The organism is Bacillus sp. EB V-12 (genome assembly GCF_056158125.1).
In genome coordinates this window covers 309,375-322,229 of sequence record NZ_JBUXJL010000005.1, presented here as the reverse complement: position 1 = coordinate 322,229, position 12,855 = coordinate 309,375, and the positions used below count along the sequence as shown (strand labels likewise).

The 12,855-nt window shown below is 33.6% G+C and carries 16 protein-coding genes; 1 reads left to right on the top strand and 15 read right to left on the bottom strand.

The window, feature by feature from the left end:
- Window position 1: 1 nt before the first annotated feature.
- On the bottom strand, window positions 2-577 hold the full coding sequence (locus ACZDYH_RS18800; RefSeq protein ID WP_163092953.1) for an NPCBM/NEW2 domain-containing protein: 576 nt from the start codon (window positions 575-577) through the stop codon (window positions 2-4).
- Window positions 578-836: 259 nt separating this feature from the next.
- Window positions 837-1,115, bottom strand: coding sequence for an ArsR/SmtB family transcription factor (locus tag ACZDYH_RS18795; RefSeq protein WP_434715072.1), 279 nt, complete (start codon window positions 1,113-1,115; stop codon window positions 837-839).
- Window positions 1,116-1,428: 313 nt separating this feature from the next.
- On the opposite strand from ACZDYH_RS18795, the gene ACZDYH_RS18790 reads away from it, so the two are divergent.
- Window positions 1,429-1,872, top strand: coding sequence for a DUF5065 family protein (locus ACZDYH_RS18790; protein WP_098347821.1), 444 nt, complete (start codon window positions 1,429-1,431; stop codon window positions 1,870-1,872).
- Window positions 1,873-2,074: 202 nt separating this feature from the next.
- On the opposite strand, the gene ACZDYH_RS18785 is transcribed toward ACZDYH_RS18790, so the two are convergent.
- The 13 genes from ACZDYH_RS18785 to ACZDYH_RS18725 form a co-directional block, all read right to left on the bottom strand.
- Window positions 2,075-2,230 carry a hypothetical protein gene (locus ACZDYH_RS18785; protein WP_165362282.1) on the bottom strand — a complete coding sequence of 52 codons (156 nt, stop codon included), beginning with the start codon at window positions 2,228-2,230 and terminating at the stop codon, window positions 2,075-2,077.
- A gap of 807 nt (window positions 2,231-3,037) precedes the next feature.
- On the bottom strand, window positions 3,038-3,880 hold the full coding sequence (locus ACZDYH_RS18780; protein WP_474886944.1) for an SMP-30/gluconolactonase/LRE family protein: 843 nt from the start codon (window positions 3,878-3,880) through the stop codon (window positions 3,038-3,040).
- 1,315 nt (window positions 3,881-5,195) lie between these two features.
- Window positions 5,196-5,819: a hypothetical protein gene (locus ACZDYH_RS18775; RefSeq protein ID WP_474886943.1), complete on the bottom strand. Its 624-nt coding sequence runs from the start codon at window positions 5,817-5,819 to the stop codon at window positions 5,196-5,198.
- Entirely contained in the window at window positions 5,816-6,361 is a 546-nt protein-coding gene (locus ACZDYH_RS18770) for a hypothetical protein (RefSeq protein ID WP_434714748.1), read from the bottom strand. Before ACZDYH_RS18770 ends, ACZDYH_RS18775 begins: the two co-directional genes overlap by 4 nt.
- A gap of 88 nt (window positions 6,362-6,449) precedes the next feature.
- Window positions 6,450-6,662, bottom strand: a complete 213-nt coding sequence (locus tag ACZDYH_RS18765; RefSeq protein ID WP_474886942.1) for a hypothetical protein — start codon at window positions 6,660-6,662, stop codon at window positions 6,450-6,452.
- Between the two features lie 72 nt (window positions 6,663-6,734).
- Window positions 6,735-6,938 (bottom strand): hypothetical protein, encoded by a 204-nt coding sequence (locus ACZDYH_RS18760; RefSeq protein ID WP_088020031.1) that lies wholly within the window; start codon window positions 6,936-6,938, stop codon window positions 6,735-6,737.
- Window positions 6,939-7,003: 65 nt separating this feature from the next.
- Window positions 7,004-7,207: a hypothetical protein gene (locus ACZDYH_RS18755; RefSeq protein WP_000956353.1), complete on the bottom strand. Its 204-nt coding sequence runs from the start codon at window positions 7,205-7,207 to the stop codon at window positions 7,004-7,006.
- 41 nt (window positions 7,208-7,248) lie between these two features.
- Window positions 7,249-8,115, bottom strand: coding sequence for a hypothetical protein (locus ACZDYH_RS18750; protein WP_474886940.1), 867 nt, complete (start codon window positions 8,113-8,115; stop codon window positions 7,249-7,251).
- Between the two features lies 1 nt (window position 8,116).
- Window positions 8,117-9,049, bottom strand: a complete 933-nt coding sequence (locus tag ACZDYH_RS18745; RefSeq protein WP_474886938.1) for a type II secretion system F family protein — start codon at window positions 9,047-9,049, stop codon at window positions 8,117-8,119.
- Complete coding sequence (locus ACZDYH_RS18740; protein WP_474886936.1) at window positions 9,042-10,475, bottom strand: CpaF family protein; 1,434 nt, start codon at window positions 10,473-10,475, stop codon at window positions 9,042-9,044. The genes ACZDYH_RS18745 and ACZDYH_RS18740 overlap by 8 nt, the downstream gene beginning before the upstream one ends.
- Before the next feature lie 15 nt (window positions 10,476-10,490).
- Window positions 10,491-11,318 (bottom strand): AAA family ATPase, encoded by an 828-nt coding sequence (locus ACZDYH_RS18735; protein ID WP_434714740.1) that lies wholly within the window; start codon window positions 11,316-11,318, stop codon window positions 10,491-10,493.
- Window positions 11,319-11,334: 16 nt separating this feature from the next.
- On the bottom strand, window positions 11,335-12,195 hold the full coding sequence (gene cpaB / locus ACZDYH_RS18730; RefSeq protein WP_000804783.1) for a Flp pilus assembly protein CpaB: 861 nt from the start codon (window positions 12,193-12,195) through the stop codon (window positions 11,335-11,337).
- Between the two features lie 419 nt (window positions 12,196-12,614).
- Window positions 12,615-12,776 carry a hypothetical protein gene (locus tag ACZDYH_RS18725; protein ID WP_434714736.1) on the bottom strand — a complete coding sequence of 54 codons (162 nt, stop codon included), beginning with the start codon at window positions 12,774-12,776 and terminating at the stop codon, window positions 12,615-12,617.
- Window positions 12,777-12,855 lie beyond the last annotated feature (79 nt).

Here is a 12,855-nt window from a genome sequence, read left to right as displayed (position 1 = left end):
CTCATTGAGTAAATAATTTTGCATCCGCCCAGTCAGCATGATCATTGTCAATATTATCATTAGCATTATAGGAAACTAACTCAAGTGTATTTTTTCCTGCAATATTTACTTCTACATGTTCAGCTGGATCGTGAGATTTTTTAACCGGACTTATATACAGAATTTTACCATCAGCGATTATCACAAAATTCACAGAACCATGACCAGCTGCTACTTGATCATCTATTCCAACATCTACTGTAAATTTAGAATACTGTCCATTCAAATTATACTTAATTGTACTATTTGCATGTGAGCCAATTCCTTTGTCATATTGCACACCATTAATAGATAACTTCGTTTTATAAAATGATTGATTTTTATTATACGAAGAATAATTAGGATTTATTTTCTCTATATCTCCTACAACAGAAATCGGAGTCAACGTATCACTTAAATATACAGGTACAGATGTAGCAGCTAAAGTGGTTGTATTTCCACTTACAAAAAATGTACAAATAGTAATCATTAAAACTGCAACTAAACTTAATACTTTAAACCGAAAACATTTTGGGTTAATAACATACTTTGTATTCATATCAAATCCCCTTTCGATTTTGTAAATTACCTCTCTAATCTTTACATATCAACCTCAAAATTTCAAACTATTTATATAATTATAAATATTTATACATAATTGTAAGAAAATTGAAAGCGTATTCCCGTGTTTTTAAGTGAAAGTTGATACAGGGATTTTCGTGTATACCCAAAAGGGACACCTATTTCCGTAGGTGGGATACAAATGATTTTGCACAATTAATTTATAGCAAAATCATTTGTAGCGAAAGTAATTAAATTTAACTTTGTAACCCTAATACCTTAATAATCTCAATTGTTTTATTATCTTTTATTTTAAAATAAAGCCTTTTCCCTATACGTTCACTAATTACAATATTTCCAAAGGCTAATTTACGCAAATGTTGTACAATCAAATCCTCTGTAATTCTTGTTTGCTTACTTAAATCAGAAACTGACAACGATCCATATGTAATCAATTTACAAACAATTGATAATCGAGTAGCATTCCCTAATAATCCTAAAACTTTTATATTTTCTGTATAGAAACTAAAATCCATATGAAAAGCATGTAACAGATCTTCCAACCTCCTAAAATAAAATGAATATCAACCAAAATATCTTAACATAAAAATAGTAAAAAACACCCTAAAATATACCAATTATTCATTGAGAAAAATGATACTTGAATGGGAGTCCAATACATATTCTTAGAATTAAAGTGATTCAAATCGGAGGAAGGCACCTTTGGGGTGCCTTTTCATTTATGGTTTTTTTTAGAAAATATTTGAAATATAATACAGCGGATTATATTATTATGTGTGTATGATTTCTGGCTTTAAAAATCACAAAAATTAATAGGGGGAAACAATAATGAAGTTAGGAAAATTAGCATTAATTGGGGCGTTAACTTTTAGCGGTTTTACTGCAATAGAAATGAGTAAGCCTACCTCACAAGCAGCTGCAGCTTACTCAGATCCACTTAATGATGATTGGGGATTTAAAACTATTGTGGATTTACAAAATTCAGAGGAAAGTACATATCAACCAGATTGGAAGATTGGGAATTTAATAACTGGTGATACATTTTACTTAACACAGCACTTTGGTAGAGAACATTTTGGTGCGCAAATGAAAATTTTTAAAATCCACACAAATGGTACCCTAGAACGATTCCAAACAATAGAACCAGAATTTATTCCTGGAACAGAAATTTGGCAAACCCCTATCACAGATAGCTATACAAGTGGTACTTATGTGGCTGCAATTAAATATCGTGGTGAATACACGTATTCAAATCAATTTACAATCAATTAGGGATGTAATAAATTGAAAAAAGGCATCCTTGGGTTTCTTTTCTTCTGTACATTATATCTATTACGTACTCATTGATTTTTTATGTACGTTTGATATAATTACTGTATTAGTATTACAGTAATAGCTTGTGTATATAATAAAAGAAGAGATGCGCTAACATCTCTTCTAATAACTGCTACCGTCAGGGTGGTGGTTATATCATTTATTTTTTACGAAACCCACCCTTTTGCTTCCGACGGCGACGAGGAGTGGGTTTTTTGTTATCTTTTTCTAAAATTTGTTTCCTAAAAACATACGCAGAAACTTCACGTACAATGGCTTTCACAAATTCTTTTAGAAGCTCAAACAAAAACTCCATAGGTATATCACTCCCTTTCCTTCCAAATGGAAAGAAGGGATAACCAATCACCCTCACAATATACAGTTAATCCTATTCTATCATACTAGTACAATCTCACCAATATAAAAAAGACCACCATTAGGCAGTCCTTTTTGGGTAGTTTTAGAGATTAAATTATAACATATTGATATACGGATTATAAATATATTTTTCCTAAAGATACTATAAGTTTTTTATAATTATTGATTTCTCAATCTTCATTACATGATAAATTTCCCTATAAAATTAACAAATAACATGAAAATCATCAATCCACTAGATTATTTAGAAAAAACTGGTTATCTATATAATCATTTAGTAAAATATGGATATATTTTAAGAGAGTAAAGTTAATATAGATTAACTAAGTAATGGAAAAAAATGTTTTATTGCACAAAAAAAGGCTCCATTGCTGGAGCACTCAAAATAAATAAACGAATTAAAACAAGAAACAGACAATTTAACTATATCGATAAAACATAAATAAATCTATATATATGCAATATTACATATAAAAACTCTATTTATTGAGGCTATAATAGACTTACTCGATGATTGTTATATTTTTCATGGTTTTTAAGCAATACAATACCTTCTTAACACCAAGTGTACAAGTAAAAGAAGACATCTTAATCGATGTCTTCTTTTCTTATATAATAACAACATAATAAAATTAAGGTAAGGCCATTCAGTGGAAGTCACCTTAAGGGGGTCTTTTCTTTATGAAAAAATCCCCAGACAAAATGCAGAGATACAATATAACTCATATTTTGCACCAGAACCTTCTTATCTATCCTGTAGTAAACTCCAACACCTTCCGGGGACATCTGTTTCAAACGTTTGAATGTTTCCTGTATCAGCCACTGTCACATAACAGGTTTTCCCATCAGGTCCTCCAAATGTAAGGTTATTACAGTTTCTTCCCTCAAGATGAATTTCACTTAGAAGATGACCATCAGGTGATATCTTTGCCACCACACCTTTGCCAATGCGAGCTACAAACAAATTCCCAGCCATATCACAACGCATTCCATCAAGTCCAAAATCGGGAAATTCTATAAATAAACGTTTATTACTTAATTCGTAATCACTTGATAAATCATATACCCATATTTTTCTTTGTACTGTTTCATTTACATATAGTTTTTTTTCATCAGGACTCACTTCAATTCCATTAGTCGTTCCCATATTACTTTCTAATAAATGAGTGACCCCATTTTTATTAATACGCCATAATTGTCCCGTTGATTCACTCCAGTTAGGATCACTAGCAAATAAAACACCTTGATCGGTTATCGCTAAATCGTTAGGCTGGGTCATAGCAGGGTCATGAGCATACACCTTTATTTTTTTTGTTTCAATATTAACTGCAAATATATTATGATTAACATAATCTGCAATAAACAAAGTTCCATTACGATCAATACGTGTCCCGCTTCCGATGCTATTCTTAGGAAGTTCAATAAAGATATTACTATCTCCAATTGGGGTTACTTTTCCAATTGTACCTCTTCTTTTAAAATTAACAGCGTAAATATTCCCGTTTTTATCACATGAAGGCCCTTCTATTCCAGCAGTAAATCCATGTGGTGTAGTTAGCATTTTTCTCTTTAACGCTTCAAAACCCATGATTTAAAACTTCCTTTCCTATTAAATCACTTTTTTATCGTTTTCCGACAGAAGACTCCTTCCTCAAAAATGTGAAGGTGTGAAACACCAATTTTAGGTGGGAGATGAATGTGGGTTGGCACAAGCCAACATATTTGCTATCATTTACTTGTACAGATTGCTCTTCGAAAACTGAAGATATGAGGTTGGTTGCAGAAAAACGTTGCAACCGTAAAATCTTCAACGTTCTATCGCCCCACGCTTCTCAAAATTGCGAAAACCAAGCTAAAGTAGGTAGTGTGGTGAATCAGCGTACAAGATACTTATGTTCTCACCGTAGGGACTGCGGGTAGAGCCTGCTAAGATAACTGGCGGATACATCGGTGTTCGCAGGAATCACCCACTTCAAACAGTCCGTTAGGACGTTAAGTGGTGAGTAGTTCAATTAAAAGATATCCAATACACATACTAAACACGAAAAAAAAATTGGAGTCTGTACTCTTATATATTCGAATATGAGATCCCACCCACATTTTAACGAAAATATACGCCAAGCGAATTTCCTTTTACAAATGAATGGAAATATTAAAGATGATAAGTTTAATAAATATAAAGAGATTATGAATAAGGTAGTGAAGTAAGCAGTAGCACTCGAAGAGTGCTTTTGTTTTTTCTTAATAACTGAAACTACTTAACGTGGTAAAATAATAATTGGATTGGCATTCAACTCCATATTACGATGGTTCCAATCGCAAGAAGGCACCTTAGGTTGTCTTTCTCTTATTTTCAAAAGGGCACTCTCAAAAAAAAACATACATTAATGTGGACCCGTTAGAATCCATAGAATGAACCCTAGTTTTACATTCTTATCTAAAGAAGACACTCTTGTTATGGGATATGGTAGTAGTTGCGATGAAGGTTGGGGTTTTGCTAGAAGATTTTCTTTATTGATTATATTATTTATTCTAATAATCATTATCGTGTGCAGTTGCTTCTGTTAAAAAGACTATTGGAATAGACACTTGAATTTGATTGTATTTTGGATGAAAAATATCTACAAAAAAAACGATCTAAATTTAGACCGTTTTTATCTTTTAATCACTCAAATTCAAATGTAATTCAGTTATATTTTTCTCTTAATCTATATTATTTGCTATCAGCCAAATTAATTGTTCCGTTAATTCTCTCCGTTTCGATAAAATGCGTTTATTATATTCTGTAGCCAGACAACCTGCATAATTAATCCAATTAGTACAGGATCTATCAATACAAACAGTATATTAATAAGTTTCCCTACAATAACTAAACTACTTAGTTTCTTCTTCTGTCTTTTTATTTACCTTAAAGTAATCCATTCATAGCTTGCCCACTCTTTTGGTTTCTTATCGTACTTGATACGACCAGTCGTACAGAATGAAGCAATCATCCATTGAATGAGGTTCATCTTGGCATATGGATCAACACAATCCTCTATTTTTTTTAATTGATAGCCTGTACTATTTTTCTGCCAAATTGTATATAAACGAAAATGTGTTGTCGTAACAAGTCTAGCTTTTGTTGTAACTTGCCATTTTGCAATTTTCGTTAAATCCTCTTTGACCTCTCGATCATACTCTTGTTTTATGACTTTATAACTCTTATCTTTATTAATTAATCCATTAGAAAATGAAAAAGGCATTTGATGCACCTCATAGACAGTTCCTTCTTCATCTCCTAAAATGTTTGATTCTACTAGAAATATATTTTTTAGTTTTAATTGTTCTGTTAATTCTTTTCCGCTCCGATAGAATGTTTTTTTCATCTTATGCAATAAGATAACCTGCACAATTAATCCAATTAGTAACGGATATGCTAATACAAACAATATATTTATAAACATGTTTAAAATAATAACGCCTATTAGCGCAAAAATTGTAAAGTAAATATAGGTTTCCCTTTGATGAATAATTCTACTGTTCAAGCCAAGATACCTCCATTTTGATAGATAGTGAACGCAATATAAATCATCGCCCCTAGTAAAATAGAACAAGCCCCAGGAAAGCTCTGTATTAGCTTTATTTCTTTCTTAGGCAGTTTCACACCAAATATAGACGCAGCATGCTCCAATTGGTCTTTAATCGCTCCTACAAACCCTAAAATTTTAATTAATCGATAAACACTAGCAATCCAAAAGAATAGTAAATGGAAAGCTGTTAATGTAATCGCGGTAAGTATAGCCGATTCTTCTACTACATTGCTAACATATAGAGCTGCCACCACAAGCATTTTCGTATCACCGGGTGAAGAAAATTTAAATGTCTCTAACAATAAGCCACATACTAAGGCCATAGTTAGTACAATTACAATCTCTTTTCCCGTTCGTATTCCAGTAAAATACGTGATACCTAAACCTACTATTAAAAAAATGAAATGCCATATATTTTTTGTTCTTCTATACTTTAAGTCGGTAAATACATTAAGTACCATATAAATTAGAAATAATCCCATGATATACAGGCTCATTTTCTTTACTCCCCTCTTAATTTCATATAAAAATACTGTGTAAAAAAGGGAACCACTTTTAGAGTAGCCCCCTCGTTTATTTTTATATTTATTTTTTGTTCCAAGAATCAACATCTGCATTGCTTGATGCTTTTGTGAATCGTGCTAGAATTGTATCATACCCGCCTTGGATTGCTTTCCATACAAATGGCCCAATGACTAGCACTAGCACAATAATTACCGCTAACGCGATTAACATACCGTTTTCCGATGATAATTGTGAATCTTCGTTTTTTAACCAATTCTTCATTTTTGCTAACATTATATTTTATCTCCCTTATATACAAATTTTAAAAATCTATTAAAATAAGAATTTACCTATCTAAATCTTCTCTTACTTATTCCAAGAACTTACGTCTGCATTGCTTGATGCTTTTGTGAATCGTGCCAGGATTGTATCATACCCACCTTGGATTGCCTTCCATACAAATGGGCCAATTACTAATACGATAATCACCGCCAAGGCAATTAACATACCGTTTTCTGATGATAACTGTGAATCCTCATTTTTTAACCAATTTTTCATTTTTGCTAACATGATTGAATCTCCCTTATCCATTTATTTGAGCTATACGTAAAAACATCATTAATCTAAAACTTCTATTACTTGTTCCAAGAATTCACATCTGCATTGCTTGATGCTTTTGTGAATCGTGCCAGGATCGTATCATAACCACCTTGGATTGCTTTCCATACAAATGGGCCAATTACTAATACGATAATTACCGCCAAGGCGATTAACATACCATTTTCTGATGATAATTGTGAGTCTTCATTTTTTAACCAATTCTTCATTTTTGTTAACATATATTTTGCTCCTTTACTTATTCCATTTTTGACAATGCCTTCTATAAACTTGCAAATCCTTGCATTAAAGATTGAATAACAATCACCATTGGATAAATCACAATACATCCAATAACTGCGACGTTAAATTTATTCATTTCCATTGGTTTATTTTGAATGAGACGATTATAGTTCTCATGTTTTAACTCACGCATCATTTTAATCTGTGCATCCATAATACGAAGACTCTGTACCTTGTCCGTTTTTTGCGCTTGTTGCAATGCAATCGTAAAGGTATTTACTTCTGGACTATTTAAGGCTGCTGCAAAGTTTCGAAATGGTTGATCCGATCCTGCATACATTTCTAATTCCGCTGTAAGTGTAGATACATACGGACGAAGATGTCTTCCAGCATATATCTGCGCCTTTTTTACTGCTTCTAATGTTGTATGTGTTTTTAACAACTGCAGCATAGGAATTAGATACTCTGGTAATTCGAACTTCCTAGCTTCTATCGCCTGCTTGATTCTTCTCTTTAATAGATAATCAGGATAGAAATAAAGCAATGGTGAAATTAGAACACCCGCTTTAAATAAATAATAATCATGAAACACAGTACATATTAAGAAAACAGAGGTGAAAATGATGGGATATGCAACCTTCATTTTCAGATATTCTTCTGGTTTCGTATCCAGGCCAGCTTCTTCTAATTTTTTCTGAATCTGCTCTTTCTTTTCTTCTGTCAGATACTTATGTGATAACGACTGGAAGGGAGCGAGCATCATTTGATTTAAATTCTTCTTTTCAATTCGTTTTGCATTTTCTACATAGTTCGTAAGTAAGCTACCGCTGTCTTTTTTACTTTGTAGAAAGGTAGAGAATACCCAATACATGACAACGAATACCACTACAGCTAAAATCGTAGCCACCTTATTCCCCTCTTTCTGTTGGGTTATAATTTGCAATCTTTTCTACACGGGTTGCTAAGAAAAAGACAATTAACATATTTACCGATAACGCGATTTTCCCCATCATAGAACCTGCTAAAAATCCATATGCTTCTTTTGACATCAACATAATAACAATCGGCATAGCGATGACGATTAAGCAGTTCTGTACAAAAGCACGTTGTGCTTGCGACAAACTAGAACGCAATCTTGCCAGGTATAGTTTTTGTTTTTCAAAATCTTCTGCAATATCTAGTAAGACTTGTACTGAATTTGTTCCACCTTCTCGACTGCACACTTCCAACATTTCATGGAAGAAAACCAATTCTCTAAAGTTAAACGTTTCATTGAATCCTCTAAATGCACGATGCATTGTGGTTCCACCTTCTAATAAAAGAGAAACTTTTTCTATTTCTTCTTGAATGCTTTCATGCATCATTGGTTTCACCTCAACTAACACCCGTTTTGCATTGTTACTAATTTGAAGTGCATTTGCTACTGCCTTCATGTAGATAGAAAGACGGTCAATGACAATCAAGTAGTAACGTTTTTTTCTTCGATAAAGAAGAAACCTTGGAACTAAAAATCCAGATAAAACAGTAACCAGTGTAAATGGATCTCTACCAAAGGAAAAATAGAATACTGCTGCAATACTCATTCCGGAAAGAATCGTATATACCCAGTACATGCTTTTTGTCAATTTCCACTCGTACTTTTGGGCTTCTTGGATAACGGATTGTGGCAAATACATCCGTATCCCTTTAATATTCCTTAATTCCAAGCGCCTTTCTTCTTTCTCGTTTTCTTGTACAAATTGAGAGAGAGCAGAACCTTTAGATTTTACAAAAAGTAAAACGAGCAATCCTACACTAATAAAGATTAAAAATATACATCCATAGGCTAATAAACTATGCATATTGCACCTCCTGTTGTGAAAGGAATGGTGCATAAAGAGCTGGATTTACAGCAGAAGAACGGAACTTCTTCTCCAAATCAGCTGATATTCTCCCTGTAATAATATGTTGGCCATGAATTTTCTCTACCCTTTCATTCATTTCATCTTGTTCCTCATATGTTGGCATAAACTGAGACAATGGATTAAACTGTATATCTTCCTGATAATCCAATAGTTCAATCATCTCTGTAATATAACGATTTCCATCATCTTTCTTTTCCAAAAAGACAATTACATCAAATGTCTGTGAAATCAATTCATATAAATACTGGGCATCAATATTTGCACCACTTTGCAGGCACATAAGCATTAAACGTCTAACTGCTTCTTTTGCACTTCTTGCATGGACAGAGGTGAAACCAGGATGTCCTGTTTGAAAGAAGTTAATCATTTTTAACGCTTCTTTCCCCCTCGATTCCCCTACAATTAATCGCTTTGGTCCTTGACGTAAAGCATTTGTTAACAATCTATCAAAATCGATTGCATTTTCTTCTACTTCCGATGCTCTACACTGCATCGGAACAAAGTGATGTTCTGGAAATATACGATGTAAATAGAGTTCAGGGTTATCTTCTACTACGAGAGTACGTTCTTTCTTCTTCCCTTTTGGAATATGAGAAGCAAGATATTTCATAAACTCTGACTTCCCTGTACCTGTTGCTCCTGCCACTAGAATATTCATTTTGGCCTTCACAGCTGCGGCTAAAAAATCCAATATCTCTTTTGACGCTTGATTAGTAAATAACATACGCTCTTCAGAAGCACGAAGGTGATCTGCATTCTTACGAATTGTTATTGTTGTTCCGAGTCCCCCAAGTTCATCTAAAGCAATATTGATACGAATATACGGAAACATGCAGTCCACATATGGCTTTGCTGTATTTAATGACTCTGACGTACTGTTTACCATCTTATAAGCTAAGGCTTTTACCTCTTCTTCTGTCTCAAATCGGTAAGGAAATGTACATTCTCCCTCTCCAATTTTTTCGTATATAATTTCTTTTGTGCCATTGATATAAATATCGGTTACATCCTTATCTTCTTTTAAAGGTTCTATAATCCCAAATCCTACAATATCGTCACATACCATATTTAGTAATCGTTCAGAAGGTACCTCTGAAATGACGACCTGATTACTTAATAGAAAGCTTTTAATGATTTGTTCTACAGCTGCTCTCTTCTCTTTATTCATAAAGGATTCGCTTAAGATATCACGATGGTCTTTTACTAAAAATGCACGAATTTCATCCGTTATATCTTTAATCTGTTGAGCTATAGTTGTTCCTAACTTTCGAGCTGATTTGGAACGAATCCTATAACCAAAGTGATATAAATCCACTCGATTGCGCTTTAAGGCGTCTTGTTTTTCCTGTAAATAGCCCCACATACTACTACCTCCCTTTTAGTTTCTTAAACCAAAGAGACCCTTTTTCATAGAGGCTGTATGCTGGAATGGAAAATCAAGACCAGCTGCTTCCATAATGTGATGGACCTTTGTATTAATTTGTGGAGAACCAAATTGCATCCCCCATTCATAACTCGTACGATCTCTGTCATACGGAATTGTCACTGCAATGTTTTGGGAAGAAAGCTTTTCAATATCTTCTACATAATCCTCGTCTCCCATATTCAAAACATGAATCATACGAGGCAATGTTAGCTTTGCTTCTTCTATTAGTTGTAATTCTCTTTTAATTGCCAACGCACCACGAGGGTTGCCATTTAGCACATGAACAACAAGGTCTGATTGGTATAGGATTGGGTAACTTAGCACCTCGGATAATTCAGTTGGTACCGATAGAATGATGTAGTCATATTCTGTGTCTACAAGTGATTCGATAAATGTCGTTACAAACAATTCTTTGTTTTGAATCTCTGGGAATTGAACCAAACTATAACCTGATGGAAATACCAGAAAATCCATCTTATCGTGCAATTTTTGCATCAATCTTGGATTCACTTTTTTCTCTAACAAATCTTGCTTGGTACAAATATACTGCGAAAGATTATATTTATATTCATTTTCTTTTCTTACAAGCTCTAGCATGTTTTTACTCTCATGGCTAAGACCAGTTCCAACTGCAAAATTTGGTCTTACTTGGTCCGCTTCTACATAAAGCACATTTTTCCCTAGATGAGCTAACTCATTTGCCATCGTAATACTTAACGTGCTTTTTCCTACGTTTTCATTTGTGGCATAAAAGGCAATGATTCTTACTTGACGATCCATCTTAAAAACCCCTTTCTTACTTAGATTCGTTCAAATACTGCGCTACATACTCTTTTACATTTTTAGAAATTGGATTGGTCGAATGCTTCTCTACATAGTCTAAAATGTTCTTTTGATCAGATATTTGCGAGAATCCTTCAGCTGGTTCTAGTTCTTTACCTGTTTGTTCTACCTTTTGTCCAACTGCAACAGGAATTACATCTCCAAGTGTTTTTGCACGATTTAAGTATTGAAGCTGTTCAGGTGAAATAGCCAGTGTATATAATCGCGTTACCTTTGGCTTTTGTTTTCCTTCTTGTTCCTCTTTTGATTCTTTCTTTTCTAATACAAATGCATCTTCTGTATTGCTATCTTTTGCAGCCGTAACACGTACTCGTTGGAAAAGCCCCCCGAATACTACCTTCTCATTGTCTCCGTCTTTCACAACTTGTTTAAAATACAAGTCCACATAGGTGTTAGGAATGATACTATTACCTGAACTTGTTTCCAAATCAACGAGTAACGGGAATGCGACTTCTCCATCTTTCAAATTTAAAATTGCAGAGTCAGCTAACTCCTCTTTCTTTACTACTTTATTTTTAAAAAGATAGCTGTTTTCGGTGATGGGCTGCCCATCATTTGTCCACTTACCTATAACCTCTTTTTTACTTACGCGTAATGCATTTGGAGGTATCCCATCACCAGGTAATGTTCGTTCCACTAGCATTTCTTCTTTAATCTCTGTATGCGCAGGTATGTCCTTTGCGGCTACCACAACTTTCGTTGGTTTCACTGCATTTTCTACTGCAAAATGATTGTATCCATAGATACCCGCTACTGTTATAGCAGCTAAACCTACCGCAGCAATCTGCTTCTTTTGAAACTTAGATGGCTTCAATGTTTGTACTCCTCCTTATGTAGCCTTTAAACGCAAAAAAGGACACACCTATGGCGTAAAACGCCTTAGGTGTGTCCTTTTAGCTAATCTAAAGTCTATATGAAAATGTTGGATTTATTTTCTTTAATATTACAATATCAATATTATGATATATATAGTTTCATGTCAATCATTTCTAAAAAATATCTGTTTTTTCTATTTCAATACACGTAATGGATAAATTAAATAGCCTCCAAAAGCTCTGTTATAATAAGGTTTCTAACCTATTAAGCATACCGAAAATATGTTGTAATTAATCTAAAGTAACTGAATATTCCCAGTTGGTCGGTTGCTATCCCTTCTCTTTCATTTTATGGAGAAAAGAAGAGATCGCATGGAAATACTTTTCACGATAGTTTATGAGAGAGGCAAAATTATTATTAAAACGAAATCAATTTTGTTCCTGTTTCAAAATACTTTGCAGGAGCATAACTTTTCCCATTCCGATCCTGAAATTCTTTTCCAATGTATAGCGATACAATAATTGCGACGGTCCCCATAATAATCACACGTCTAACACGTTGTTTTTTCTTTTTATCCACTCTAATTTCCCCTTTCTATGAAAAAAAGACACATCCCATTAAGGGATGTGCCTTTGGTTTATCCATTCAGCTACTAGTT

Coding starts and splice junctions, on each gene's coding strand:
- ACZDYH_RS18785 (WP_165362282.1), bottom strand. CDS start 2,230: ATGGAGTTTTTGTTTGAGCTTCTAAAAGAATTTGTGAAAGCCATTGTA.
- ACZDYH_RS18795 (WP_434715072.1), bottom strand. CDS start 1,115: ATGGATTTTAGTTTCTATACAGAAAATATAAAAGTTTTAGGATTATTA.
- ACZDYH_RS18790 (WP_098347821.1), top strand. CDS start 1,429: ATGAAGTTAGGAAAATTAGCATTAATTGGGGCGTTAACTTTTAGCGGT.
- ACZDYH_RS18755 (WP_000956353.1), bottom strand. CDS start 7,207: ATGTTAACAAAAATGAAGAATTGGTTAAAAAATGAAGACTCACAATTA.
- ACZDYH_RS18770 (WP_434714748.1), bottom strand. CDS start 6,361: ATGAGCCTGTATATCATGGGATTATTTCTAATTTATATGGTACTTAAT.
- ACZDYH_RS18745 (WP_474886938.1), bottom strand. CDS start 9,049: ATGCATAGTTTATTAGCCTATGGATGTATATTTTTAATCTTTATTAGT.
- ACZDYH_RS18780 (WP_474886944.1), bottom strand. CDS start 3,880: ATGGGTTTTGAAGCGTTAAAGAGAAAAATGCTAACTACACCACATGGA.
- ACZDYH_RS18760 (WP_088020031.1), bottom strand. CDS start 6,938: ATGTTAGCAAAAATGAAAAATTGGTTAAAAAATGAGGATTCACAGTTA.
- ACZDYH_RS18740 (WP_474886936.1), bottom strand. CDS start 10,475: ATGTGGGGCTATTTACAGGAAAAACAAGACGCCTTAAAGCGCAATCGA.
- ACZDYH_RS18735 (WP_434714740.1), bottom strand. CDS start 11,318: ATGGATCGTCAAGTAAGAATCATTGCCTTTTATGCCACAAATGAAAAC.
- ACZDYH_RS18765 (WP_474886942.1), bottom strand. CDS start 6,662: ATGTTAGCAAAAATGAAGAATTGGTTAAAAAACGAAGATTCACAATTA.
- ACZDYH_RS18800 (WP_163092953.1), bottom strand. CDS start 577: ATGAATACAAAGTATGTTATTAACCCAAAATGTTTTCGGTTTAAAGTA.